Origin of the sequence: Gemmobacter nectariphilus DSM 15620, from assembly GCF_000429765.1 — a bacterium.
GTDB lineage: Bacteria > Pseudomonadota > Alphaproteobacteria > Rhodobacterales > Rhodobacteraceae > Wagnerdoeblera > Wagnerdoeblera nectariphila.
Genome location: NZ_AUCM01000005.1, coordinates 247822 through 271973, shown reverse-complemented (window position 1 = coordinate 271973; position 24152 = coordinate 247822). Strand labels below are relative to the sequence as shown.

Sequence of the window (24152 nt, the reverse complement as noted above, 5' to 3'; positions counted from 1 at the left end):
ACGACGGGGCCGGAACAGGCATGGATATTGCAGAGCGGCTGGCACAGGAACGGCGGGCACGGCTGGCGGCGGAACGGCTGCTGGACCTGAAAAGCCGCGAATTGCACGCCGCCAATGAAAAGCTGGCCCTGCATGCCCGCGCGCTGACCGAACAGATCGTCGAACAGCGCCATGCCGCCGCCTCGGCCCGATCGCAGGCCGAGGTGCTGCGCGGCCAGAACTCGCGCTTCCTGTCGGATCTGGAACGCGCCCATACCGCCGCGGTCATGGCCGAACGGCGGCTGTGGGATTCGATCAACACCATCCGCGACGGCTTTGCGGTGTTCGATGCCCAGCATCGGCTGGTCATGGCGAACAAGGCCTATCTGCGCCCGTTCGAAGGCCACCCCGAGGTGCGTCCCGGCATCGTCTATGCCGACCTTGCGCAGCTATGCGCCCATCGCGGCGTGATGCGGATCGGGGACGAACCGCCGGACGACTGGGCGGCGCGCATGTGCGCAAGGTGGGATCTTGACCCGATTCCCCCGCAGGATACGCAGTTTTCGGACGGCTCCTGGGTGCGCCTGATCGACCGCCGGTCCCGCGATGGGGGCATGGTCACCCTGGCCATCGACATCACCGAACAGATGCGCGTCGTCGCCGGGATCGAGGCCTTGCAGGATGGCTTTGTGCTGTTCGACAGCCAGGACCGCGTGGTCATGTGCAACGACCGCTTCCGCACCCGCTATCCAGGCGCCGAAGAGGTCACGCGCCCTGGCGCCACATTCGAGGACCTGATCCGCGATGGCCTGTCGCGCGGCGTCTATGCCGAAGCCGAAGGCCGCGAGGAGGAATGGCTGGCCGAACGCCTGTCCTGGCAGTCCATGCCTGAAATCGACACCGAACAGCATTTCGCCGATGGCCGGTCCTTGCGCATACTTGAACGCCGCACCCCCGATGGCGGCCGCGTCGGCCTGCGCATCGACATCACCGAACAAAAGCGCCGCGAGGCCGAACTGGAAGCCGCCCGCGCCGCGGCCGAGGCCGCCAACCGCGCCAAATCGGCCTTTCTTGCCAATATGAGCCACGAAATTCGCACCCCCATGAATGGAGTCGTCGGAATGGCCGAATTGTTGTGCGATACCGCCCTGACCGAAGAACAGCGCCTGTTCGCCGAGACGATCAAATCCTCGGGCGAGGCGCTGCTGGTCATCATCAACGACATCCTGGACTATTCCAAGATCGAGGCGGAAAAACTGACGCTCTATCCGGAACCCTTTGATCTGGAACGGGTGATCCACGAGGTTGCGATGTTGTTGCAGCCCAGGGCACGCGGCAAGGGCATCGACATCCTGATCGACTATGACATGTTCCTGCCCACCCGTTTCATTGGCGATCCGGGCCGGCTGCGGCAGGTGCTGACCAATCTGGTCGGCAATGCGGTGAAGTTCACCGACAGCGGACATGTGCTGATCCGCATCGTCGGGATCGAGGCGGAAGACGGCCTGCAGCAGCTGCATGTCACGGTCGAGGATACCGGCATCGGCATCGCGCCCCAGCACCTTGACCACATCTTTGGCGAATTCAATCAGGTCGAGGATGCGGCGAACCGCAAGTTCGAAGGGACCGGGCTGGGGCTGGCCATCACGCGGCGCCTGATCGAGCGGATGGGCGGCGCGGTCTGGGTGGAATCCGATCCCGGGCGCGGCTCGTGCTTTGGCTTCCGTCTTGCGCTGCCGGTGGCCGAAGGCGCGCCGCCCATGCCGGGGGTGCCGATCACCCTGCGCCGGGCGCTGATCGTGGACGATCAGTTCATCAACCGCACCATCTTGCAGCGCCAGCTGGAAACCGCCGGGGTGGAAACCGTGGTCTGCCGTTCCGGCGCCGAGGCGCTGGAGGCTTTGGCACAGGGCAGCGCGGTCGATGTCGTGCTGACAGATCACGACATGCCCGAGATGGACGGCCTGGCCCTGGCTGCGGCGATCCGGGCGGCGGGGCATCGCCAGCCGATCGTGCTGCTATCGTCCAACCCGGCTGCGGCAAGGGCCGGAACGGGCGCGCAATATCTGGCGGCGACGCTGCAAAAGCCTATCCTGCGATCTGAACTTTTCGGGCGCCTGCGCGCACTTTCGGTGACCGAGGCACCGGCCCCCCCGCCGGCGCCGGTTTCCGCGCCCCTTGCCGGACGCGCCATGCGGGTGCTGGCGGCCGAAGACAACCGCACCAACCAGCTGGTGTTCGGCAAGATGGTGCGCGATCTGGACATCGAACTGGAATTCGCCGCAAACGGGCGCGAGGCGGTGGATCTGTGGCACAGTTTCCACCCCGACCTGATCTTCATGGATATTTCCATGCCGGAAATGGACGGCAAAGAGGCCGCCCGCGCCATCCGCGCCGCCGAGGCCTCCAGCGGCGCCCATGTCCCCATCGTGGCCCTGACGGCCCATGCGATGGACGGGGACGAGGCTGCGGTTCTGGCGGCCGGCATCGACCGCTACATGACCAAACCTCTGCGCAAAAGCGCGATCGTGCGGATGATCGCCGAAATGGCGCCCCCCATGGCCCGCCAGATCGGCGCAACGGCCGAGGATTAGCGCGCCCGCACCGATTAACGCGCCCGCACCGCGCCCTTGGCGCGGTGCGCGGCCCAACGCCTTGTGCCGCGCCGGAACGGCGCTGCGCAAGGGGGCGGGAGCGCCTTGTCAGCTATCTCCCCGGCCGGTGTGCTGGCTGCGGGCGGCGGATGGGTATTTGGAGCAAGGTGAACGGGGGCCTCGGCTGGTGTCAGTGCCCCGGGTCCGATGGCAAAGCCGCATTGCCTGGGCGGCGCAGCCGCGCGTTGCTTGTCGGGGGGGCGAGCCTGCCGACCGCCCTCCAAAACGTCTGTCGCCAGCGATCGTTCCGCCCCTGACTTCCCCGTGTCAGCGCGCCATTGCGCGCTGAAAGGCCGGGCGCTCGCGCATCCGGGTCAGGAATTCCTCGAGCGCGGGTTCGGTGATCGGGAATTTCGCGCCCTGCGCCCAGATCAGGCAATGCGCCAGCAAGATGTCGGGCACCGTGATCTTGTCGCCCATCAGGAAGGGCCCCGGCCCCATGCGGGCCACCAGCGCCTTCTGGCTGCGCTCGAATTCCCATTTCAGCGAGGATTTCACCTCGGGGCAGCGCTTGTCCTCGGGCAGGATGAAGCTGTGCCGCGCGGCCATCCACAGCACGGCATCGAATTCGTCGAGCAGGAAATGCAAAAGGCTGTCCTGCTGTGCCCGCTCGATGGTGCCGGCAGGATAGGTCAGCGCGCCGTGGCGGTCGGCCAGGAACTGCATGATCGCGGCCGAATCGGTGATCGGCGTGCCATCGACCAACAGCACCGGCACCTTGCCCGCCGGGTTATGGGCGATGACCGAATCGCTGCGCGGACCTGCCGGGTCGTGGTCGTAGCCTTGACCCAGCTCTTCCAGCATCCACAGCACCCGTGCAGCGCGGCTCTTTGCGGTTCCGATGACCTTGTACATGACGTCCCTCCCTTGGTTGGCGCATCTGACGTCAGGTCAAGGCCGCAGGCAAGCCGCACGTTGCGTCAGCGCCGCGCATCCGCAAGGCCGGCCAGCCGCAGCAACATCCGTTCCACCAGCGCCATCCCGGGGGCCTTGCTGGTCGACCGCAGGGTCAGGTCGGTTTCCACGATCAGCGCAAGCGCCTGCTCCAGTCGGTCGCTGCCCAAGCCTTGGGCCTGGCGCAGCATCCGGTCGCGCCGCGGCCCGAACACGGGCGGGCGCATCCGCGCGATGCCGGCCGCCGGGCCGCCTGGGTCCGAGGCGGCCGCGTGCAATGCGCGGAAATGCTGAAGCGCGCGGATGGCCAGGGTGACGGGCGTCACCCCCTGACCTTCCAGCCGCCGCATCAGCGCGCCGACATCGCGGCGCCGCCCCTCGGCAGTGGCGTGCAGCACGTCGTCCACCTCGGCCTCGACCGTGGCGGGGGCGCAGGCGGCGACCTCTTCCCCGGTCAGCGGGGACGGATCGCCCCATTTGTAAAGCCCGATCTTTTCCACCGTCTGGCGGAAATCGCCCGGGTCGAGATCGCGCGACAGCGCCACCAGATCCTTCATCGCACCGGGGTCAATGGCGGCCAGCCCCGCGCGGCGCAATTCGTCCTCGATCTCGGACTGGCTGGGCGGGTCGTCGTAAAGGGCAATGGCCGGGGCGTTCGGATGCGTTTCGAACAGCTTGCGCAGCGCCGATTTCGCAGCCAGCAGCCCGGCGGTGACGATGATCTGTGCATCGCCAGCCCGCCAGTCGGCCAGCGCCGCGCCGATCACCGGGGCCAGCCCGTCGCCGACGTCTTCGACCAGCGCGACACGAGGGCCGGGAAAGAACCCCTGCGCCTTGACCGCATCCATCAGCAGCGCCGGATCGCGGCGCAGATCGGCAGCTGAAATCCGGGTCAGGCGCATTTCCGCCTCGCCCTGCGGGCCCACGATGGCGGCAACCGCCTGTTGCCGCTTCATGGCGACCCGCATCGGATCGGCGCCATAGATCAGGAACCCGGACGCTTGCGGCGCAGGTTTCGCCAGAAACCTGTTCGCCTCGGCCCCCGCCAGCTTCATTGCGGGGCGGCGGCGATCAGCCGGGCAACCACCTGATCGGCCAGAATGATCATCAGCCTGCGGTGCGCATCCTGCTCTGCCGACAGGGTGGCGACGGTCGAGCCCGAGGTGGACCAGCTGGTAAAGCTGTCAACCCTGCCCGAGGTGACGGTCTGTCCGCCGTCCAGCCGCACCAGCGCATAGCGGGCCTGGCCTTTCAGCGTATAGCGCGTGATCGCGCCGGTCGGCGTGATGCCGGCGCCGACCGGCTCTGCCGCTACGGACCAGTCCAGCCGGAACCGCGCGGCCGAGGCGCGGCCCAGCCGATCCTCGAGCCGGTTGGCGAAATCGAATCCGTTGCGGTCCTTGGGTTCGGTCAGCGCCACGGCCTCGCGCAGCGCATGGGCTGCCCCGCCCGGCGCATAGGCGGGGGAAAACCCGCAGGCCGCCAGCGGTGTGGCGGCCAGCAAGGCCAGAACTTTGCGGCGGTCAGACCACGACATTGACGATGCGCCCCGGAACGACGATCAGCTTCTTGATGGGCTGACCGGCCATGAAACGGATCACATCTTCATTCGCCAGCGCGATCTTTTCAACCTCGGCGGCGGGCATATCCTTGGGCACGCTGATTTCCGCGCGCCGTTTGCCGTTGATCTGCACCGGCAGGACGACCGTATCGTCGACCAGAAGCGCCGGATCGGCCGCAGGCCAGGGCGCGAGCGCGCACAGACCTTCGCCGCCCTGGGCCGCCCAGATCGATTCGGAGATATGCGGCGTCATCGGCGACATCAGTTTCGCCAGCACGCGCATGGCGTCCTGCATCGCGGGTTTCGACGCTTCGGCCTTTTGCACGGTGTTGGTAAAGGCGTAAAGCGCCGCGATGGCCTTGTTGAAGGCAAAGCCTTCGATGCTGCGCGTCACCTCGTCGATGGTCTTGTGCATGGCACGGCGCAGGCCATCGTCGTCGCCGGTTGCGGCAGCGTCCATTTCCAGCACGCGCGAGCACAGGTTCCATACCCGGTTCAGATGCTTGAAGGTGGCGTCGGCGCCCGCGGCGGTCCATTCCACGTCGCGCTCCGGGGGCGAGTCCGACATCACGAACCAGCGCGCGGTATCAGCGCCATATTCCGCGATGATGTTCATCGGATCGACGACGTTCTTCTTGGATTTCGACATCTTGGCCGAGGGGATGATCTCGACCGCCGTGCCGTCTTGCAGCGTCGCACCGGATTCGGAACGGATCACGTCCTCCGGCAGGTGATACACGGGCCGGCCGTTGGCATCGCGGGTCAGATAAATCTCGTGCGTGACCATGCCTTGGGTGAACAGGGCGTTGAACGGCTCGATCGCCTTGGCGGGCAGATGGCCGGTCTTATGCATCGCCCGGGCGAAGAAGCGCGAATACAGCAGGTGCAGAATCGCATGTTCGATGCCGCCGATATACTGATCGACGTTCATCCAGTAATCGACTTCGGCCGGATCGGTCGGCGTGGTGGCGCGCGGCGCGGTGAAGCGGGCATAATACCAGGACGAATCGACGAAGGTATCCATCGTGTCCGTCTCGCGCTTGGCAGGCTTGCCGCAGGCGGGGCAGGCACAATCGCGCCAGGTCGGGTGACGGTCCAGCGGGTTGCCAGGCAGATCGAAGGTCACATCGTCGGGCAGGCGGACCGGCAGGTTTTCCTTGCGCTCGGGCACCACGCCGCAATCGGTGCAATGCACGACCGGAATCGGGCAGCCCCAGTAGCGTTGCCGCGACAGGCCCCAGTCGCGCAGGCGGAACTTGGTCACGCCCTTGCCGAAACCCTTGTCCTCGGCCAGCGCGATGGCGTCCAGAATGCCCTGCTCGCCCGTCTTGACCGCGTCGCCTGCCACGTTGCGCACATAGCGCACGCGCTCGGACTTCATGGGGACGAAGGGCTCGGTCAGCGGGGCTTCCTCGGCGCCTTCGGCCACAAAGACCGGGGGAATCGGCAGGCCGTATTTCGTGGCGAATTCAAAGTCGCGCGCATCATGCGCCGGGCAGCCGAAGATTGCGCCGGTGCCGTAATCCATCAGGATGAAGTTCGCGATCCAGACCGGCAGTTCCCAATCGGGGTTCAGCGGGTGGCGCACCCGGATGCCGGTGTCAAAGCCGATCTTCTCCGCCGTCTCGATTTCCTCGGCGGTGGTGCCGCCCTTGCGGCATTCGGCGATGAAGCCAGCGATTTCAGGGCTTTGCGATTCCAGCGCCTTGGCCAGCGGGTGATCGGCGGCGATGGCGGCAAAGCTGGCGCCCAGCAGGGTGTCGGGGCGGGTGGTATAAACCTCGATCCGCTCGAAGCCCTCGGGGGCGTTCACGGTGTCAAAGGCGAATTGCAGGCCCTGCGACTTGCCGATCCAGTTCGCCTGCATCAGGCGCACCTTTTCCGGCCAGTGGGTCAGCCCGTCCAGCGCCGAGAGCAGTTCCTCGGAATAGTCCGAGATCTTGAAGAACCACTGCACCAGCTCGCGCCGTTCGACCGGGGCGCCGGACCGCCAGCCCTTGCCGTCGATCACCTGCTCGTTGGCCAGAACGGTCATGTCGACCGGATCCCAGTTGACCACGGCGGCCTTGCGATAGACCAGCCCGGCCTCCAGCATGTCGAGGAACATGGCCTGTTGCTGGCCGTAATATTCCGGATCGCAGGTGGCGAATTCGCGGCTCCAGTCGATCGACAGGCCCAGGGGCTTCATCTGCCCCTTCATCACCGCGATGTTGTTATAGGTCCAGGTGCCCGGATGTCCGCCCTGTTCCATCGCGGCGTTTTCCGCCGGCATCCCGAAGGCGTCCCAGCCCATCGGGTGCAGCACCGAATAGCCCTGCGCCAGCTTGGTGCGGGCGACCACATCGCCCATGGTATAGTTGCGCACATGCCCCATGTGGATGCGCCCCGACGGATAGGGGAACATCTCGAGCACATAATATTTCGGCTTCGCGGGGTCCGCCTTGGCCGTGAAGGCCCCGGCCTCGTCCCAGGCGGCCTGCCATTTGGCTTCGATGTCAGAGGGCGTGTAGCGGGACATGCGGGATTCCTGTCAGTGAAAACGCCGGGCACAGGGGCCCGGCGTGGTTATATCGTTCATCGCGGCGAATGCCAGTGCCGGGTTACAGCCGCGAATCGCGGACCCGAAGCTCGCGGGCGCGGGTCAGGATGGCATCTTCGACCTGGCGCACGATTGCCGGCGACACCGGCCCGCCGCCGCGCGTTTGCAGCGCAACCTTGAGCGAGCGGGCATCCAGCGCCGGGTCCGAGACATAGATCGTCGCGCGATAGGCGCGCCCGCCGCCGGGCGGGGTGCCGTATCCGGTCGAGATCACGCCGGTGAACGGATCGACCGTTTCCACCGGCAGGAACGACAGCGCGTCCAGCGAGGCATTCCACAGATAGCGGTTGACGTTCGTGCCCACATCGCTTTCGCGGCGGGCGCGGAACAGATCGCCCAGCACGCCCCGACGCTCGGTCAGCGGGGTAAAGCCGCGGGCCCGCTCGCCGCGGTCCTCGCGCGAAATGGGATCGTTCAGATTCTCGAGCCGGATCTGTTCGTCCTCGGACATGGGCGCGGCAGGCGCACGGCTGCCGCCGAACAGACCGCCACCTGCGCCGCCGCATCCGGCCACTGCCAGAATAAGGGCGCCGGAAATCACCAGGCGAATGCGGCTCTGGATAGTCATGCTTGGGCCTCCGATCCGATGCGAACCTCTCTATCCGAGGGGGTCGCGCCCGGCAAGTCCTTGTGCGTGCAGGCCTGCCGGGCAGGTGCGCGGCGCCAGGGCAAGCCCGGCGGGATGGTGCCAGTGTGGCATGTCTGCACCATGCTGAAGGGCGCGTTTTGCCAATTCGCGCCTTTACGTTGCAATCCGGGGCGGCTGGAACGAAACAAGGGGGCATACCCAATTCGGATTCCCCTGAGTTGGGCGCACCTTTGACACAACGAGGGAAAACGATGAAAAAGGTTCTGATCGCGACCACCGCGCTCACCCTGTCGGCCGGCATCGCCGCTGCTGACGTGAAAGTCAGCGGCTCGGCTCGCTTCGGTCTGCAGTACAACGGCGCCAACGCCACCAAGACCTCGCTGGAAAAGCGTATGACGCTGAACATCGATGGTTCGACCACTGCTGACAACGGCGTGACCTTCGGCGCTCGCGTTCGTCTGCGTTCGGACGAAGTCGCTGGCTCGGCCGTCAACGGCGCCCGCGTCTACGCTCGTTCGGGCGGCCTGACCGTTGCCGTCGGCAACATCCTGGGCGCCATCGAATCGATGCCGAACCTGTACGGCCCGTCGGTCGGTCTGACCGGTCTCGGCTGGTCGGGTCTGGTGACCAACATCGACCGCGCTGGCGCTGCCCACAACTCGAACTACTTCGACTGGGATGCGTACGACTCGCGCGGCATCGGCGCCGAAGGCATCGAAGTCATCTACTCGATGGGCGACTTCGCCGGCCACGTGTCGTACTCGTCGTCGAAGCTGAACGGTGGCGTTGCTGCGACCAAGCGTCTGGCCGCTTACGGTGCCTACACCTTCTCGGGCTGGACCGTTGCTCTGGGCGTTCAGGATGCCGACACCGCTCGTAACGTGCAGGACAAAGTCGTCCTGACCGCTTCGGGCAAAATCGGTGACTTCGGCGTCGGCTTCGGCGTTGCTCAGAACGGCAAAGGCCCGAAAGGCGTTGGTGGCAAAGTCACCAAGTACGCCATCAACGGCTCGTACACCATGGGCGCGACCACCCTGTCGGGCTACGTTGCTACCCAGAACGTCCTGCCGGTCGCCACTGGCTCGAAAACCTCGTACGGCATCGGCGCTTCGTACGACATGGGCGGCGGTGCTCGCATCGTCGGCGGCATCGAGCGGACCACCCGCAAAGACACCCGCGCTGACGTCGGCGTCGCGTTCAACTTCTGATCCTACCCGGATCGGTTGACAGGAAAGAGCGGGCGAAAGCCCGCTCTTCTCCTTTTCTGGCACTGCCTTGCAGGAGGGGTCATGGCACTTGACGATATCACCGCCCGCATCCGCGCCGCCGAGGCTGCGCATGGCCGCGCTGCCGGATCGGTCACGCTGATCGCGGTTTCCAAGGTGCAGCCGCTGGACCGGGTTCAGGCCGTGCTCGCCGCCGGTCATCGCGTCTTTGGCGAGAATTATGTGCAGGAAACCGCCCGCAAATGGCCCGCGCTGCGCGCGCAGTTCCCCGGTGTTTCCGTCCACATGATCGGCCCCTTGCAGACCAACAAGGCCAAGCAGGCGCTGGATCTGTTCGATGCCATCCACACGGTCGACCGCCCCTCGCTGGCCGACAAGCTCGCCCGCCTGATCCAGGCCCGTGGCGCCGCGCCTGAGCTGTTCGTGCAGGTCAACACCGGGGCCGAGCCGCAAAAGGCCGGCATCCTGCCCGCCGATGCCGATGCCTTTGTCGCCAGCTGCCGGGCGCTGGACCTGCCGCTGCAGGGCCTGATGTGCATCCCGCCCGAAGACGCCGACCCCGCGCCGCATTTCGCCATGCTGGCACAGATCGCGGCCCGCAACGGGTTGCCCGGCCTGTCCATGGGCATGAGCAGCGATTTCGAGACCGCAATCGCCCACGGCGCCACCCATGTCCGGGTCGGCTCGGCCATCTTCGGCGCCCGGGTCTATGCCTGAGGCGCCGCGCGCTGGTCAGTCCGGCGCCCGATGTGCAAGCCTTGAATCGTACGATTCGGAGTTCGCCATGAAAATCACCCTTGCCACCGCAGCCACTCTTTTCGCCATCGGTACGGGCGCCGCCCATGCGGAATTCACCATCGCTTTTGACTGGTCCGGCCTGAAGCTCTGCAATACGGGCAATCCGAATCGGGTCGGCAACCCGGCCTTTGTGGTCAAGGGTCTGCCCAAGGGCACCGACAGCGTCGAGTTTCGCCTTACCGATCTGAACGTGCCGTCCTACAACCATGGCGGCGGCAAGCTGAAGATGTCCGCCGATGGCAAGGTGCCGCCCGGCCTGTTCCAATATGCCAGCCCTTGCCCGCCCGATGGCGTTCACACCTACGAATGGACGGCCACGGCACGGCAGGGCAGCAAGGTTCTCGCCCGCGCCAAGGCGCAGCGCAAATACCCCGAATGACGGCTCAGGCCCGGGTCAGCGCCCCGACCAGCCGTCGGGTGATCGGGGCCACGATCAGCACGGCAGGAAAGGCCACCGTCCAGCTGGGCAACCACGCGCCGACAATCCAGCGGCCCGGAAAGCCCGCATCCAGCCCGGATGCCAGCGCCGTCGATATGCCGGAAACCATCAGGCTCATCAGACCGGACAGGATGAACCCGAACAGGATATGGGCATAACGGCTCGGAATCATCAGATCTCTCCATGCGGACGCGCGCATGACCTAGGCCCCGGGGATGGCCCTGTCCATCCCGCCCCGCGCAAGGCAGACCTGCACCGCAGACAGCCCCTCACCAGACGGCGCGTGTCAGGTCATTCCCGCGCAGGTCAGGCGGCCCAAGACGCAATGCCCGCCCTCGACCCCGCACGTCAGCAAACCCCGGCTTTGCCTTTTTCAAAACACCCCCGCCGGAGGCAGCCGCGCGGAACGCGCGGCCCGGCCCAAGGGAAGGGGCCGCGCTTGCGCGGCCGCCGCCCTGCGGGAGCGCACCCTCAGCCGTCCAACTCGGCCGAGGGGATCAGCGGAAAGAACGCCCCGCCCGACCATAGCCCGAACCATCGCGCGCCCTCGTGCAGCGCATGGTCGCCAATCTCGATCAGTCGATAGAAACTCTTGCGGTCGATCCGGGCCTCCAGGCCCCGCCGCACCATGACATAGGGCGACGGCTCGCCGGTTGCCGCATCACGTTCCACCCGGATCGGATGGTCGGGCCCGGCTGTCACCTCATCCTCGACATGGGTCACAAAGGTGATCGCCTGATCCTGCCCCTTGCCGGTCACTGAAAAGTCCACCGCGACAAAGGGTGCATCTTCAACCGTGATCCCGACCTTCTCGACCGGCGTCACCAGGAAATACTTGCCATCCTCCAGCTTGAGGATCCCCGAGAACAGCTTGACCAGCGCATGGCGCCCGATCGGGCTGCCCAGATAGAACCAGGTCCCGTCCCGGGCGATCCGCATGTCCAGATCGCCGCAAAACGGCGGGTTCCACAGGTGCACAGGGGGCGGCCCCTTGCGCCCGGCCGCCTTGGCGGCTGCGGCCAGCGTATCGGCGGTGGCGGGTTGCGGTTTGTGTGCCATCACTCTTTTGCCATTTGTGCCCGAGGCATTAGTTTGCTTTCCTGCATATAGGACATTCAGGGGATTTGTCATGGCCGACACGCTGGTTGCAGAGATCGAGGCACTTGGGGAACGGCTTGCAGCGGCCCGCGCTTCGATCAACCGGCGCTTTCTGGGGCAGGGGCAGGTGGTCGATCTGGTGCTGGGCTCCATGCTCTGCGGCGGCCATGCGCTGCTGGTGGGTCTGCCGGGCCTTGGCAAGACGCGGCTGGTCGACACGCTGTCGACCGTCATGGGCCTCAAGGGCAGCCGCATCCAGTTCACCCCCGACCTGATGCCCGCCGACATCCTGGGATCCGAGGTGCTGGACACCGCCGCCGATGGCAGCCGCGCCTTCCGCTTCATCGAGGGGCCGGTGTTTTGTCAGCTTCTGATGGCGGACGAGATCAACCGCGCCAGCCCCCGCACCCAGTCGGCGCTGCTTCAGGCGATGCAGGAAAAAGAGGTCACGGTCGGCGGCATCCACCGCCCGCTGGGCCGCCCGTTCCATGTGCTGGCCACCCAGAACCCCATCGAGCAGGAAGGCACCTATCCGCTGCCCGAGGCGCAGCTGGACCGCTTCCTTGTCCAGATCGACGTGCCCTACCCGGACCGCGAAACGGAACGCGCCGTGCTGCTGGCCACCACCGGCGCCGAAGAGGCGCAGTCCGAACAGGTCTTTACCACCGACACCCTGCTGGCCGCGCAATCGGTGCTGCGGCGCATGCCGGTCGGCGATCAGGTGGTGGAACATATCCTCAACCTTGTGCGCGCCTGCCGCCCGGCCGAGCCTGATGGCCTGAAGGATCTGGCCGGCAGCCTGGCCTGGGGCCCCGGCCCCCGCGCGGCGCAGGCGCTGATGCTGATGGTGCGGGCCCGCGCGCTGCTGGATGGCCGGCTGGCCCCCAGCGTCGAGGATGTGGCGGCCATGGCGCAGCCCGTGCTGGTCCACCGCATGGCGCTGACCTTTGCCGCCCGCCAGCGGGGCGAGGATCTGCCCGCGCTGATCGCCCGTGTGACCGCCCGGATCCTGCAGACCGAGGCTGCAGCGTGACCACGCTGCCCCCCCTGCGCGGCCTGGCCGAGACGCTTGGAGCGACGCTGCCGCCCCTGCTGGCTCAGGCGCAGCATCTGGCCGCGACGATCATTCTGGGGGAACATGGTCGGCGGCAGTCGGGCATGGGCGATGCCTTCTGGCAGTTCCGCCCCGCGATGGCGGGCGATTCGCTGCGCCGCATCGACTGGCGCCGGTCGGCGCGGGGCGATGTGCCCTATGTGCGCGAAACCGAATGGCAGGCGGCGCAGTCGGTCGTCCTGTGGGTCGACGGGGCTCGCTCGATGGGCTTCTCGGGGGCCAAGGCCCGCCCGCCGAAATCCGACCGCGCGCGTCTGATCGCGATGGCGCTGGCCATCTTGCTCTTGCGCGGGGGTGAACGGGTGGGCCTGTCGGGCGGGGATGTTCCGCCCCGCTCGGGCCGCGCCCAGATCGACCGCATTGCCGAAGGCCTGCTGGACGAGGCTGCCGATTATGGTGCGCCCAGGCCCGAAGGGCTGGTGCCGCATGGCCGCGCCGTGTTCCTGTCGGATTTCCTGGGCGATCTGGCGCCGCTGGAAATCGCCCTTGGCCGCGCGGCTGACAGCGGCGTCACCGGCGCGCTGGTTCAGGTGCTGGACCCGGCCGAAGAGGAATTTCCCTTTGACGGCCGCACGATCTTTGAATCCATGGGCGGCAGTTTGCGCCATGAAACCCTGCGCGCCGGCGAATTGCGCCAGCGCTATCTGGACCGTCTGGCAGAACGCAAGGAACAGGTGCAGGCCCTCGCCCGCGTGGCGGGCTGGCAGTATGACTGCCATCATACCGGGCAGGGCGCTCAGGCTGCGCTGCTGTGGCTTTACCGCGCGATGGAGCGTCGGCGCTGATGTGGGTGATCGGTCCAATCGGGTTCACGGCCCCGTTGATCCTGTGGGCACTGGCTGCGTTGCCGGTGCTGTGGTGGCTGCTGCGCGCCGTGCCCCCCGCGCCGGTGCGGCGGCGGTTTCCCGGTGTGGCGCTGCTGCTGGGCCTGCGCGATGACGACGCCGAAACCGACCGCACGCCGTGGTGGCTGCTGCTGCTGCGCATGGCGGCGATGGCCGGGCTGATCCTGGCCTTTGCCGGGCCGGTCCTGAACCCGGTGCAGCGCCAGCCCGGCAGCGGCCCCTTGCTGGTGCTGCTGGATGGCAGCTGGGCCGACGCCCGCGACTGGCCGCGCCGGGCCGAACGAATCGCCGCCGCGCTCGAAGATGCCGGCCGGCAGGGCCGCCCCGTCGCGGTTGGGCTGCTGGCCGATCCGCCAGCCGGGCCGCTGGCCTTTCAGGCGGCGGCCGAGGTGCGCCAGCGTCTGCCCTCGGTCACGCCGACTGCGTGGGAGCCGGGCGCGGCCGCCGTGACCTGGGCACAAGGTCTGACCGGCGGGTTCGAAACCCTGTGGATCTCGGATGGCCTGGACCGCCCATCCCGTGCGGGGGTTCTGGCGGCGCTGGAGTCGCGCGGGCCGGTCCGGGTGTTCGAAACCGGGCGCCCGGTGCTGGGGCTGACGGCCCCCGCGCATCAGGACGGCACCTTGCAGATCACCGCGCGCCGCGCCGGGGCAGGGGCGTTGGCGGACACAAATGTTCTGGCCATTGGCCCCGACCCCTCGGGCACCGAACGCGAACTGGCCCGCGCGCCGGTAAGTTTTGCCGCTGGCGATACCGAAACCACCGTCACCTTTGACCTGCCCCCCGAAATTCGCAACCGTGTGACCCGGTTCGAGCTGGAGGGCATTCGCAGCGCCGGGGCTGTCGCGCTGGCCGATGACAGCCTGCGCCGGCGCAAGGTTGCGCTGCTCTCGGGCCGCGAGGACCGCGAGGGGCTGCAACTGCTGTCCCCCACGCATTACCTGCGTCAGGCGCTGGCCCCGGTGGCCGACCTGATCGACGGCACGCTGACCGATGTGCTGCTGGCCAGCCCCGATGTGGTGGTTCTGGCCGATGTCGCCCGCCTGACCGTGGACGAGGAAGAGCGGGTGGCAGACTGGCTGGCCAAGGGCGGGCTGCTGTTGCGCTTTGCCGGCCCCCGCCTTGCTGCCAGCGATCTGGGCCGGGCCGAGGATGACCCGCTGCTGCCCGTGCGCCTGCGCGAAGGCGGCCGCACCGTCGGCGGCGCCATGAGCTGGGGCGAGCCGCGCCGCCTTGCGCCCTTTGCCGAAGGCTCGCCGTTCTTTGGCCTGCCGGTGCCCGAAGAGGTGACGGTCAAGGCGCAGGTTCTGGCCCAGCCCGATCCCGACCTGGGCGAGCGCACCATTGCCACGCTGGCCGATGGCACCCCCCTTGTCACGCGCAAGCCGGTGGGCGAGGGGCAGGTGGTGCTGTTCCACGTCACCGCAAATGCCGAATGGTCCAGCCTGCCGCTGTCGGGTCTGTTCGTGCAGATGCTGGAGCGGCTGGCGGTTTCCGCCCGCACTGCGCAACCGGGCGCTGCCGATCTGGATGGCACGGTCTGGCAGGCGGCGCAGCTGCTGGATGCCTTTGGCCGGTTGGGCGATGGCGGCCGTCTGGCGGCGGTTGAAGGGGCAACCCTTGGCGCTGCGCTGCAAACCGGCGAGACGTCCCCCCGGCTTCCCCCCGGGCTTTACGCCGATGGCGACCGGCGCATCGCGCTGAACGTGATCGGCCCTGACCGCCTGCTGGGCCCCAGCGTCTGGCCTGCCCGCATTCCGGTCGAGGGGATCGCCCTTGCCCATGAACGCAGCCTCAAAGGCGCGCTGCTGGCCGCAGCCCTGCTGGTGCTGATGGCTGACATTCTGGCAACTCTTGCGCTGACTGGCCGGTTGCGGCGCGGGGTGGTGGCGATGCTGGCGGTGCTGATGCTGGCCGCGCCGCAGGCCCGCGCCGATGATGCCCTTGCGCTGCGCGCCACGGTGGATGTGGTGCTGGCCCATGTCATCACGGGCGATGCCCGGATTGATCAGGTGGCGCAGGCGGGGCTCAAGGGCCTGGGCGACATCCTCTATGGTCGCACCACCATCGAACCCGCCGAGCCTATGGGCGTGAACCTCGAAACCGACGAGCTGGCGTTCTTCCCCTTTCTGTATTGGCCGGTGACGGCGGATCAGCCGATGCCCTCGCCTGCGGCCTATCGCAAGCTGAACCAGTATCTGCGCAGTGGCGGCATGATCCTGTTCGACACCCGCGATGCCGACGTGGCCGGTTATGGCAGCGCCACGCCCGAGGGGCGCAAGCTGCAGATGCTGGCCGCGCCCCTGGACATCCCGCCGCTGGAACCCGTGCCCGCCGATCATGTCCTGACCCGCACCTTTTACCTGTTGCAGGATTTCCCCGGCCGCCACGTCGGCCGCCCCGTCTGGGTCGAGGCCGCGCCCCCCGATGCCGAACAGGCCGAAGGCATGCCGTTTCGCAACCTGAATGATGGGGTGACCCCGGTGGTGATCGGCGGCAATGACTGGGCCTCGGCCTGGGCGGTGGATGACCGGGGCGTGCCGATGTTTCCGGTGGGCCGCGGCTTTGCCGGGGAACGCCAGCGCGAATACGCCTGGCGGTTCGGTGTCAACCTGATCATGCATGTGCTGACCGGCAACTACAAATCCGATCAGGTCCATGTGCCTGCGCTTCTGGAAAGGCTGGGCCAATGACCGGCGCCGTGGTGTTCGATCCGCTGCTGTCCTGGCCGGTGATCTGGGCGCTGGCGGGGCTTGCCGCGCTGCTGCTGGTGCTGGCTTTGTGGCAACGGATGACGGGCGCGCTGCTGCGCGCGCTGGCGGCGGTGGCGGTGCTGGCGGCGCTTGCCAACCCTTCGTGGCAGCAAGAGGATCGCACGCCGCTCTCGGACATCGTGGTCGTGGTGGTGGACGACAGCGCCAGCCAGCGCATCGCGGACCGCCCTGCCCAGACCGAGGCGGCCTTGCAGGGCCTCTTGTCCCGCATCGCCCGCCTGCCCGCGACCGAGGCGCGCGTCGTTCGCGTGCCCGATGCCGAGGGCGATGGCGGCACGCTGGCCATGGCGCGTCTGGCCGAGGCGCTGGCCGATGTGCCCCGCGCGCGCCTTGCCGGGGCCTTCCTGATCTCTGACGGCCAGGTCCACGATGCCGCGCAGGCCCCCGATCTGCCCGCCCCGCTGCATGTGCTGCTGACCGGCCAGCCGACCGACTGGGACCGCCGCCTTGTGGTCAAGACCGCCCCCGCCTTCGCCATCATGGGAGAGCCGGTCTCGCTGATCCTGCGGATCGAGGATCAGGGCGCGGTGCCGCCCGAGCTGGCCGGTGTTGCCGATCTGACCGTGACCATCGGGGCCGAGGCGCCGATGCATTTCGCCGTGCCGGTGGGCGAGGATCTGGAGCTGCCGGTCAATCTGCCGCATGGCGGGATCAACGTGCTGCAACTGTCTGTGGCCCCCCAGACAGGCGAGTTGACAGCTGTCAACAATACCGCGGTTCTGCGCATCAACGGGGTGCGCGACCGGCTGCGCGTGCTGCTGGTCTCGGGCGAGCCCCATGCCGGGGAACGGGTCTGGCGCAACCTGCTCAAATCGGATGCCTCGGTCGATCTGGTGCATTTCACCATCCTGCGCCCTCCCGAAAAGCAGGATGGCGTGCCGGTGACCGAACTGTCGCTGATCGCCTTTCCCACGCGCGAGCTGTTCGTCGACAAGGTGGACGAATTCGACCTGATCATCTTCGACCGCTATCGCCGCCGGGGCATCCTGCCGATGTCCTATCTGGAAAGCGTGCGCGATTACGTCCGCAAGGGCGGCGCGGTGCTGATCGCGGCGGGGCCGGAATTCGGCTCGGCCGACAGCCTGTGGCGCTCGCCGCTGGCGGACATCCTGCCGGTGGAACCCAGCAGCCGCGTCCTTGAAGAAGGCTTCCGCCCCGCCCTGACCGATCTTGGCCGCAAGCATCCGGTGACCGAAGGGCTGGACGCACAGGCCCCCGAAGGCGGCTGGGGCCGCTGGTTCCGCCAGATCGACATGACGGCCACCCGCGGTCAGGTGGTGATGGAAGGGATCGGCGCCCGCCCGCTTCTGGTCCTGGACCGCGAAGGCGAAGGGCGCGTTGCCATGCTGGCCTCGGATCACATCTGGCTTTGGGGCCGCGGGTTCGAAGGCGGTGGCCCGCAGCTGGAACTGCTGCGCCGCCTGGCGCACTGGACCATGAAGGAGCCCGAACTCGAGGAAGAAACCCTGACCGCCGACGGGCAGGGGCTGGAACTGACCGTGACCCGTCGCACCTTGGGCGATGCACCCGGAGAGGTCACGATCACTGCACCCGATGGCACGGAAACCGGCCTTGCCTTGCAGGAAACCCGGCCCGGCCTGTGGCAAGGCAGCTGGGATGCGCCGGGCATGGGCCTCTATCGCCTGTCGCAGGGCGACAAGACGGCGGTCGCCGCCCTTGGTCCCGCCGCCCCGCGCGAGTTCGAGCAGACCATCGCCTCGCCCGATCCGATGCAGCCGGTGCTGTCCGCCACGGGTGGCGGCGCGCAGCGCCTGTCGGACGGTGTGCCCGATATCCGCCGCGTGGCCGAGGGGCGCATCGCCGCCGGCCGCGGCTGGCTGGGCATCACCCCGCGCGAGGCGTTCCTGACCCTCGACATCCGCATCCGCCCCCTGCTGCCGCCCTGGGCGTTCCTCTTGCTGGCGGCCGGCCTTGCCCTGGCCGCCTGGCTGTGGGAAGGCCGCCAGCCCCCGCGCAAGGCCTGACCTTCATCTGTCCCCAAATATCCACGGGGTTTCCAAAGGGGGGCGTGCCCCCCTTTGGGCGGGGTCGGGGGCGGCAGCCCCCGCCTTCCCCCTAACGGTCGAACATGCCTGCCGGCAGCCGCAAGATCAGGTCGGGGTCCGGGCAGATCGCCTGCCAGACATCCCACAGGCTTTCATGCGCGACGCCAAAGAAATTCGTCGTCTGATCCAGCATGTCGGTCATGATCTGGAAATGCACATGCGGCGCCCAACCGCCATTTTCATGCCAATGGCCCAGATGGGCGATCGGCGCGCCTGCCGCCACCCGGTCGCCCGGTTGCAGCAGGCTGGGCAGCGTTCCGGCCAGGTGGCCATACAGCGTGAACAGCGGCAGGCTGCCGACCTCGTGCTCCAGGATCAGCGTATGGCCATAATCCAGCGGGTCGGCATTATAGTGAACCAACCGCACCACACCGGGGAGCGGGGCATACAGCGGGCTCATCGCCGGGGCAAAGATGTCGATGCCCATGTGGATCGTGCGCCGCTCGGGGCTGGCCGTGTCGGCGAATTGCGCGCTGGCATAGACGCTGCGCTTTTCGCCATAGGCGCCAAGGCCATAGCTTGCCCCCGTCGCCTCGAACCAGCTGTCAAAGGCCGGGTCGGAATAGGCCGGCATTGCCGGATCGCTGCCATCGGCGCGCAGCACGATGCTGTTCTGCCGCGTGGGTACCGGGCGCATCAAGGGCGCGATCTCGGCCGTCTTCAGGGCGGCGCAGATCACGCTGGCGCCTGCGATCGCTTCCTTGCCTTGCCCCGCCCGCAGCACCGCGCGCAGCAGTGACTGGTCGATCCCGGCCAGCCGTTCCTGCACGGCGGCGGGCGAGGCGGCAAGCAGCGCCCCCAGGTCTTCGGGCGCGGCGCCGCTGGCGCGCAGGGCGGCGTAAAGGTCGGTCTGGTCGGGAAGCGGGCGGATCATGGGGCACCTATGGCGACTGTCGCGGCCAGCATGGCGCGGGGGCGGGCGGACCTCAAGCCTTGGCAGGCGTCAGGGTTTCGGGCACGATGCAAGGGTTGAGCGATGAATTTACCCGGAGTCCGTGATGTTGCGCCGCAGTCTTGCGACCATTCCCGTTCTGCTGACCCTGGTCGCAGTGACCCCCGCAGCCCAGGCCCAGATGGATGCCCGCGACATGGAAATCTGCCGCCAGCAATGCATGTCCGGGGCCCGCGATGCCGATGATCCGCGCTACAAATCCTGCGTGCGCACCCGCTGCATGGGGCAGCCCGCCGTGCGCCGCACAGCCCCGGCACCCAGGCAATCCGCCGCAGCCCCGGCCCCCCCGCAGGGCACCTGGGCGCTTGGCAGCAGCGAGGCGCTGGGTGTCTCGGTGCATGTCCAGACCGACGAGGGCGTGATCGGCATCGCCTGCGCGCCCGAAGGCGTGGCCATCCGGGCAACCAACGGGCTGTTTCGCGCGCCCGCGCTGGGCTGGATCACCGATACCGGCAGCGCCGGGGGCACGATCCAGCTGACCCCCGGCGCGATCTATTCCGAGGTCAGCGGCCCGGCCTGCGCGCTGGGGGTGCCGGGTCTTGCGGCCGCCACCGCGCTGGTGCTGGTCGATGCGCCGGTCGTGCCCAAGGGGCGCGGTCTGGGCTATGGCCTGACCTTGCCCGCGGGCGAGGTGCCGGTTGCTTCGGGGGCCGAGGCGCAGGCCCGCCTTCCCGGTGCGCGCAACGTGCCGGTGCCGGGCCTTGCTGCCGGATTGGGCGCGCTGGCCACCAGCTGCCCGCCCCTGGCCGAGGCGTTGCGGCAACCCTGCCCATGATCGCGCGCGTCAGATGCGCTTGCGCCTTGCCGTGACGGATTGCGCCCATTATCCCATGGGCAGCCAGTCGCGGAGGAACAGCCCATGAGCACGAACCAGCGTTTCGACAAATCGAAACTTCCCAGCCGCCATGTGACCGAGGGCCCGGCGCGCGCCCCGCATCGCAGCTATCTTTACGCCATGGGCCTGTCCGAAGAGGAAATCCACCAGCCGCTGGTGGGTGTCGCCACCTGCTGGAACGAGGCCGCGCCCTGCAACATCGCCCTGAACCGTCAGGCGCAGGTCGTGAAGATGGGTGTCAAGAAGGGTGGCGGCACGCCGCGCGAATTCACCACCATCACCGTGACCGACGGTATCGCCATGGGCCACGAGGGGATGCGCTCGTCGCTGGCCTCGCGCGATGCCATCGCGGATACCGTGGAACTGACCATGCGCGGCCATTGCTATGACGCGATCGTCGGTCTTGCCGGCTGCGACAAGTCGCTGCCGGGCATGATGATGGCCATGGTGCGGCTGAACGTGCCGTCGGTCTTCATCTATGGCGGGTCGATCCTGCCGGGCCGCTACAAGGGCCGAGACCTGACCGTGCAGGATCTGTTCGAGGCCGTGGGCCAGAACCAGGCCGGCACCCTCTCCGAGGCCGAGCTGGACGTGATGGAACGCATCGCCTGCCCGTCGTCGGGGGCTTGCGGCGCGCAATATACCGCCAACACCATGGCCTGCGTGTCCGAGGCCATCGGGCTGGCGCTGCTGAATTCCTCGGGGGCGCCTGCGCCTTATGAAAGCCGCGACCAGTATTGCGATTTCTCGGGTCAGGCGGTGATGACACTGATCGAAAAGAACATCCGCGCCCGTGACATCGTCACCCGCAAATCGCTGGAAAATGCCGCCCGCGTGGTGGCCTGCACCGGCGGGTCGACCAACGGCGCGCTGCACCTGCCGGCCATCGCACACGAGGCGGGGATCGACTTTGACCTGTTCGACGTGGCCGACATCATGCGCGACACGCCCTATTTCGTCGATCTGCGCCCGGGCGGCAAATATGTCGCCAAGGATCTTTATGAAGTCGGCGGCATTCCGGTCGTCATGAAGGAACTGGCCAAGGCCGGTCTGATGCACCTTGACTGCATCACCGCCAGCGGCCGCAGCATCGGCGAAGAGCTGGAGTTGATCCAGGGCGAGGCCGATGGCCGCGTGATCTATCCGATCGAAACCCCGCTGACCAAGACCGGCGGCGTCGTCGGCCTCAAGGGCAATGTGGCGCCTGACGGTGCCATCGTGAAGGTTGCCGGCATGTCCGAGGCGGAACAGGTCTTCACCGGCCCGGCCCGCGTCTTTGAATGCGAGGAAGAGGCCTTCGATGCCGTCAAGGCCCGCACCTACAAGGAAGGCGAGGTCATCGTCATCCGCAACGAGGGCCCCGCCGGCGGCCCCGGCATGCGCGAGATGCTGGCCACCACCGCCGCCCTGTCGGGGCAGGGCATGGGCAAGAAGGTCGCGCTGATCACCGATGGCCGCTTCTCGGGCGCAACCCGCGGGTTCTGCGTGGGTCACGTCGGCCCCGAGGCCGCGCATTGCGGCCCCATTGCGCTGCTCAAGAACGGCGACATGATCACCATCAACGCCCTGACCGGCGAAATCTCGGCCGATGTGTCGGACGAGGAATTCGCCAAGCGCAAGGCCGAATGGAAAGGGCCGCGCAAGACCGATTACGCCTCGGGCGCGCTGTGGAAATATGCCCAGCTGGTCGGCAAGGCCCGCTATGGCGCCACCACCCATCCGGGCGCCAAAGCCGAGACCCATGTCTACATGGACCAGTAAGATCGCGCTGATGGCCGCCAGCCTCGCGCTGGCGGCCTGTCAGATGTCGGATGGCGGCGCAGGCGCGGCCATGCTGTCGCGCTTCACCGACCCGCCGCCCGCCCGCATGGGCGTGGCGCAGGGCAGCGTGATCGTTGCCGGCCCCAAGGGGTTCTGCATCGACCGTGATGTCAGCCAGGATACCGGCGGCGCGACCGCGCTGACAGTGCTGTCGGCCTGCCGTGGCCTTGGTGCGGGCATGTTCACCCCGATGCCGGCCCATCCTGCCGTGCTGACCGCCGCCGTCGCCTCGAAGGGGCGGCTGATCGAGGTCGAGGGGGCGGCACCGGCCCTGACCGCCTATTTCGCTTCGGCCCGCGGGCGCGCCGCGCTCAGCCGGTCCGGCAAGGCCGAGACCGTCGCCGTGCAGGAAAGCTTTGCCGAGGATGGCGCCTTCCTGCTGCATCTGTCCGACCGGGCGCCGTTTTCCTGGGGGGCGGTCGAGCCGGACTATTGGCGGGCGCTGTTGCAGGCCGGTGGGCGGATGGTGACGGTTTCGGTGCTGTCGCTGCCCGATGCGCCTCTGGACCGCGATGAAGGGCTGGCCCTGTTGCGCGAATTCATCGCCTCGTTGCGGAATGCGACAGCCAAGGCGGCAAAACCCGGGGCGTGACCTCGTTTACTGTTTCCTCAGAACTGCCTGTTCTATAATAACTTTGGCAGTGTCCCCGATGCAGATACAAACGGGGCAGACGGGTAAAGCGTATGTCGGGCAGGCTTGACGGGTTTCTGGATCGTGTCGTGATGCGGCGCGCCTTGCGGCGCTGGCGCAGGGCGGCCGATGCGGCCAATGCGCTGGATCTGGAAACGCTGCGCGGCCTGCGCGGGGTCGCGCGCCAGCACCGCCGCCAGATCGACCGCGTGCTGCATGTGGCCGAGGGGCGGCTGGCCCTGCCTGTCATCGGCCCGAACCCGATCCGCCGCCCTCCGGGGTCGGACTGGGCCTGGCGGCCGGATCTGTGGCGCGGCCCGGTGCCGGTGGCGGGCCATGCTGCCATCGAAAGCCGCACCCAGCTGTGTGACGGTGCCACGCTGTTTCACGATTGCCGGGTGTCGGAAATCACCACCCGCCAGATCCGCAACACCCGCGAAGAGGACCTGGCGCCCTTTGGCCTGCGGATGGATGTGTTCCATTTCGACGGCAGCTTCCTGTCGATCGTTCTGGATCTGCCGCCCGATGCCGTGCAGGGCCTGCGCACCAAACATCTGATCCGGCTGGACACCATCGTCGAGATGGAAAAGCCGCTGGAGATTTTCGCGCGGCTCAACATCAAGCATGGCCCCAACGTCGAACAGATCGTGCGCGAGCTGCCCTTGCACGAGTCCGACGTGATGGTCGAATTCGACCTGTTCTATACCAAGCTCAATGAAAAGCGGGTGGAACAGGCCTGGATCGACGTGATCTTCGAAGGGCCGCAACTCAACCAGATCGTGCTGCGCGATGTCACGCTCAGCCGCCGCCCGCGCGCCGAGCTTTAGGGGAACCGACATGGCCGAACCCGTGCTGACCGAAACCCGCATCCGCGCCGGCGTCTGGGAAGGTGTGCTGCGCGCCGCGCCTGGCGACGCAGCCCCCGAAATCGAGGTGCGCCACCTCGATCGCCGGGTCGAAGGGGCAACGCTGGCCTCGGTGCCCGATCGGCCCGGTCACTGGGCGCTGCGGGTGCCGGTCCCGGTGCAGGCGCTATCGGACGGGGTGCAGACCTTTGTCATCCGCTCGACCGCCAGCGATGCGACGCTGGGGCATTTCACCATCGTCACCGGCGCGGCGGCCACCGACGATCTGCGCGCCGAGATCGATCTGCTGCGCGCCGAACTCGACATGCTCAAGCGCGCCTTCCGCCGCCATTGTCTGGAAACGATGTAGCAAGGCCCTGCCCGCGAAAACCGCCCCGGCCCGTTGTCTTTGCCTTTTTCCAAATGCCCATG

At 67.7% G+C, this 24152-nt stretch carries 21 protein-coding genes; 13 read left to right on the top strand and 8 right to left on the bottom strand.

The features are described from left to right. The first annotated feature begins 20 nt into the window (after positions 1 to 20). A complete protein-coding gene (locus G481_RS0106335; RefSeq protein WP_028029279.1) occupies positions 21 to 2573 on the top strand; it encodes a hybrid sensor histidine kinase/response regulator in 2553 nt (850 codons plus the stop codon). A 327-nt stretch (positions 2574 to 2900) separates the two neighbouring features. Here the strand turns inward: G481_RS0106335 and G481_RS0106330 are convergent, their stop codons facing one another. From G481_RS0106330 to G481_RS0106310, 5 genes are all read right to left on the bottom strand, one after another. Continuing rightward, a complete protein-coding gene (locus G481_RS0106330; protein ID WP_028029278.1) occupies positions 2901 to 3488 on the bottom strand; it encodes a glutathione S-transferase family protein in 588 nt (195 codons plus the stop codon). Between the two features lie 65 nt (positions 3489 to 3553). Continuing rightward, on the bottom strand, positions 3554 to 4582 hold the full coding sequence (locus G481_RS0106325; RefSeq protein ID WP_028029277.1) for a DNA polymerase III subunit delta: 1029 nt from the start codon (positions 4580 to 4582) through the stop codon (positions 3554 to 3556). After that, positions 4579 to 5064: an LPS assembly lipoprotein LptE gene (gene lptE, locus G481_RS0106320; protein WP_028029276.1), complete on the bottom strand. Its 486-nt coding sequence runs from the start codon at positions 5062 to 5064 to the stop codon at positions 4579 to 4581. Before lptE ends, G481_RS0106325 begins: the two co-directional genes overlap by 4 nt. Then, the gene (gene leuS / locus G481_RS0106315) at positions 5051 to 7606 is read right to left on the bottom strand and encodes a leucine--tRNA ligase (protein WP_028029275.1); all 2556 of its coding nucleotides are present in this window, start codon (positions 7604 to 7606) and stop codon (positions 5051 to 5053) included. The genes lptE and leuS overlap by 14 nt, the downstream gene beginning before the upstream one ends. Positions 7607 to 7688: 82 nt before the next feature. Continuing rightward, the gene (locus G481_RS0106310) at positions 7689 to 8255 is read right to left on the bottom strand and encodes a DUF3576 domain-containing protein (RefSeq protein ID WP_028029274.1); all 567 of its coding nucleotides are present in this window, start codon (positions 8253 to 8255) and stop codon (positions 7689 to 7691) included. 272 nt (positions 8256 to 8527) lie between these two features. On the opposite strand from G481_RS0106310, the gene G481_RS0106305 reads away from it, so the two are divergent. The 3 genes from G481_RS0106305 to G481_RS25020 all read left to right on the top strand — a co-directional run bounded on the left by G481_RS0106305 (position 8528) and on the right by G481_RS25020 (position 10679). Beyond that, positions 8528 to 9484, top strand: coding sequence for a porin (locus tag G481_RS0106305; RefSeq protein WP_028029273.1), 957 nt, complete (start codon positions 8528 to 8530; stop codon positions 9482 to 9484). Positions 9485 to 9565: 81 nt separating this feature from the next. Further along, positions 9566 to 10219, top strand: coding sequence for a YggS family pyridoxal phosphate-dependent enzyme (locus G481_RS0106300; protein WP_028029272.1), 654 nt, complete (start codon positions 9566 to 9568; stop codon positions 10217 to 10219). Between the two features lie 67 nt (positions 10220 to 10286). Next, positions 10287 to 10679: a cupredoxin domain-containing protein gene (locus G481_RS25020; protein ID WP_051294338.1), complete on the top strand. Its 393-nt coding sequence runs from the start codon at positions 10287 to 10289 to the stop codon at positions 10677 to 10679. Between the two features lie 4 nt (positions 10680 to 10683). Here the strand turns inward: G481_RS25020 and G481_RS0106290 are convergent, their stop codons facing one another. Both G481_RS0106290 and G481_RS0106285 read right to left on the bottom strand, forming a co-directional pair. Continuing rightward, on the bottom strand, positions 10684 to 10911 hold the full coding sequence (locus tag G481_RS0106290) for a DUF2798 domain-containing protein (protein WP_028029270.1): 228 nt from the start codon (positions 10909 to 10911) through the stop codon (positions 10684 to 10686). A gap of 299 nt (positions 10912 to 11210) precedes the next feature. Continuing rightward, entirely contained in the window at positions 11211 to 11798 is a 588-nt protein-coding gene (locus G481_RS0106285) for a DUF1285 domain-containing protein (protein ID WP_028029269.1), read from the bottom strand. 70 nt (positions 11799 to 11868) lie between these two features. On the opposite strand from G481_RS0106285, the gene G481_RS0106280 reads away from it, so the two are divergent. From G481_RS0106280 to G481_RS0106265, 4 genes are read left to right on the top strand one after another with little or no spacing between them, the layout of a single operon-like run. After that, complete coding sequence (locus tag G481_RS0106280; protein ID WP_028029268.1) at positions 11869 to 12870, top strand: AAA family ATPase; 1002 nt, start codon at positions 11869 to 11871, stop codon at positions 12868 to 12870. Then, on the top strand, positions 12867 to 13736 hold the full coding sequence (locus G481_RS0106275) for a DUF58 domain-containing protein (protein ID WP_028029267.1): 870 nt from the start codon (positions 12867 to 12869) through the stop codon (positions 13734 to 13736). The genes G481_RS0106280 and G481_RS0106275 overlap by 4 nt, the downstream gene beginning before the upstream one ends. Further along, a complete protein-coding gene (locus tag G481_RS0106270; RefSeq protein ID WP_028029266.1) occupies positions 13736 to 16489 on the top strand; it encodes a DUF4159 domain-containing protein in 2754 nt (917 codons plus the stop codon). Before G481_RS0106275 ends, G481_RS0106270 begins: the two co-directional genes overlap by 1 nt. Next, the gene (locus G481_RS0106265) at positions 16486 to 18555 is read left to right on the top strand and encodes a membrane protein (RefSeq protein WP_028029265.1); all 2070 of its coding nucleotides are present in this window, start codon (positions 16486 to 16488) and stop codon (positions 18553 to 18555) included. The genes G481_RS0106270 and G481_RS0106265 overlap by 4 nt, the downstream gene beginning before the upstream one ends. 91 nt (positions 18556 to 18646) lie before the next feature. On the opposite strand, the gene G481_RS23015 is transcribed toward G481_RS0106265, so the two are convergent. Further along, positions 18647 to 19510: a peptidoglycan DD-metalloendopeptidase family protein gene (locus tag G481_RS23015; RefSeq protein ID WP_051294337.1), complete on the bottom strand. Its 864-nt coding sequence runs from the start codon at positions 19508 to 19510 to the stop codon at positions 18647 to 18649. A gap of 124 nt (positions 19511 to 19634) precedes the next feature. Between G481_RS23015 and G481_RS25015 the strand changes: the two genes are divergently transcribed. From G481_RS25015 to G481_RS0106230, 5 genes are all read left to right on the top strand, one after another. Further along, complete coding sequence (locus G481_RS25015) at positions 19635 to 20363, top strand: hypothetical protein (RefSeq protein WP_051294336.1); 729 nt, start codon at positions 19635 to 19637, stop codon at positions 20361 to 20363. Between the two features lie 84 nt (positions 20364 to 20447). Next, positions 20448 to 22184, top strand: a complete 1737-nt coding sequence (gene ilvD, locus G481_RS0106245) for a dihydroxy-acid dehydratase (RefSeq protein ID WP_028029263.1) — start codon at positions 20448 to 20450, stop codon at positions 22182 to 22184. Then, positions 22165 to 22836 (top strand): cation transport ATPase, encoded by a 672-nt coding sequence (locus tag G481_RS23005; RefSeq protein ID WP_154664534.1) that lies wholly within the window; start codon positions 22165 to 22167, stop codon positions 22834 to 22836. The genes ilvD and G481_RS23005 overlap by 20 nt, the downstream gene beginning before the upstream one ends. Before the next feature lie 92 nt (positions 22837 to 22928). Further along, positions 22929 to 23702, top strand: coding sequence for a DUF6478 family protein (locus G481_RS0106235; protein WP_028029262.1), 774 nt, complete (start codon positions 22929 to 22931; stop codon positions 23700 to 23702). A gap of 10 nt (positions 23703 to 23712) precedes the next feature. After that, entirely contained in the window at positions 23713 to 24090 is a 378-nt protein-coding gene (locus G481_RS0106230) for a hypothetical protein (protein WP_028029261.1), read from the top strand. The last annotated feature ends 62 nt before the right edge of the window (positions 24091 to 24152 follow it).

Coding starts and splice junctions, on each gene's coding strand:
- G481_RS0106335 (WP_028029279.1), top strand. CDS start 21: ATGGATATTGCAGAGCGGCTGGCACAGGAACGGCGGGCACGGCTGGCG.
- G481_RS0106330 (WP_028029278.1), bottom strand. CDS start 3,488: ATGTACAAGGTCATCGGAACCGCAAAGAGCCGCGCTGCACGGGTGCTG.
- G481_RS0106325 (WP_028029277.1), bottom strand. CDS start 4,582: ATGAAGCTGGCGGGGGCCGAGGCGAACAGGTTTCTGGCGAAACCTGCG.
- lptE (WP_028029276.1), bottom strand. CDS start 5,064: ATGTCGTGGTCTGACCGCCGCAAAGTTCTGGCCTTGCTGGCCGCCACA.
- leuS (WP_028029275.1), bottom strand. CDS start 7,606: ATGTCCCGCTACACGCCCTCTGACATCGAAGCCAAATGGCAGGCCGCC.
- G481_RS0106310 (WP_028029274.1), bottom strand. CDS start 8,255: ATGACTATCCAGAGCCGCATTCGCCTGGTGATTTCCGGCGCCCTTATT.
- G481_RS0106305 (WP_028029273.1), top strand. CDS start 8,528: ATGAAAAAGGTTCTGATCGCGACCACCGCGCTCACCCTGTCGGCCGGC.
- G481_RS0106300 (WP_028029272.1), top strand. CDS start 9,566: ATGGCACTTGACGATATCACCGCCCGCATCCGCGCCGCCGAGGCTGCG.
- G481_RS25020 (WP_051294338.1), top strand. CDS start 10,287: ATGAAAATCACCCTTGCCACCGCAGCCACTCTTTTCGCCATCGGTACG.
- G481_RS0106290 (WP_028029270.1), bottom strand. CDS start 10,911: ATGATTCCGAGCCGTTATGCCCATATCCTGTTCGGGTTCATCCTGTCC.
- G481_RS0106285 (WP_028029269.1), bottom strand. CDS start 11,798: ATGGCACACAAACCGCAACCCGCCACCGCCGATACGCTGGCCGCAGCC.
- G481_RS0106280 (WP_028029268.1), top strand. CDS start 11,869: ATGGCCGACACGCTGGTTGCAGAGATCGAGGCACTTGGGGAACGGCTT.
- G481_RS0106270 (WP_028029266.1), top strand. CDS start 13,736: ATGTGGGTGATCGGTCCAATCGGGTTCACGGCCCCGTTGATCCTGTGG.
- G481_RS0106265 (WP_028029265.1), top strand. CDS start 16,486: ATGACCGGCGCCGTGGTGTTCGATCCGCTGCTGTCCTGGCCGGTGATC.
- G481_RS23015 (WP_051294337.1), bottom strand. CDS start 19,510: ATGATCCGCCCGCTTCCCGACCAGACCGACCTTTACGCCGCCCTGCGC.
- G481_RS25015 (WP_051294336.1), top strand. CDS start 19,635: ATGTTGCGCCGCAGTCTTGCGACCATTCCCGTTCTGCTGACCCTGGTC.
- ilvD (WP_028029263.1), top strand. CDS start 20,448: ATGAGCACGAACCAGCGTTTCGACAAATCGAAACTTCCCAGCCGCCAT.
- G481_RS23005 (WP_154664534.1), top strand. CDS start 22,165: ATGTCTACATGGACCAGTAAGATCGCGCTGATGGCCGCCAGCCTCGCG.
- G481_RS0106235 (WP_028029262.1), top strand. CDS start 22,929: ATGTCGGGCAGGCTTGACGGGTTTCTGGATCGTGTCGTGATGCGGCGC.
- G481_RS0106230 (WP_028029261.1), top strand. CDS start 23,713: ATGGCCGAACCCGTGCTGACCGAAACCCGCATCCGCGCCGGCGTCTGG.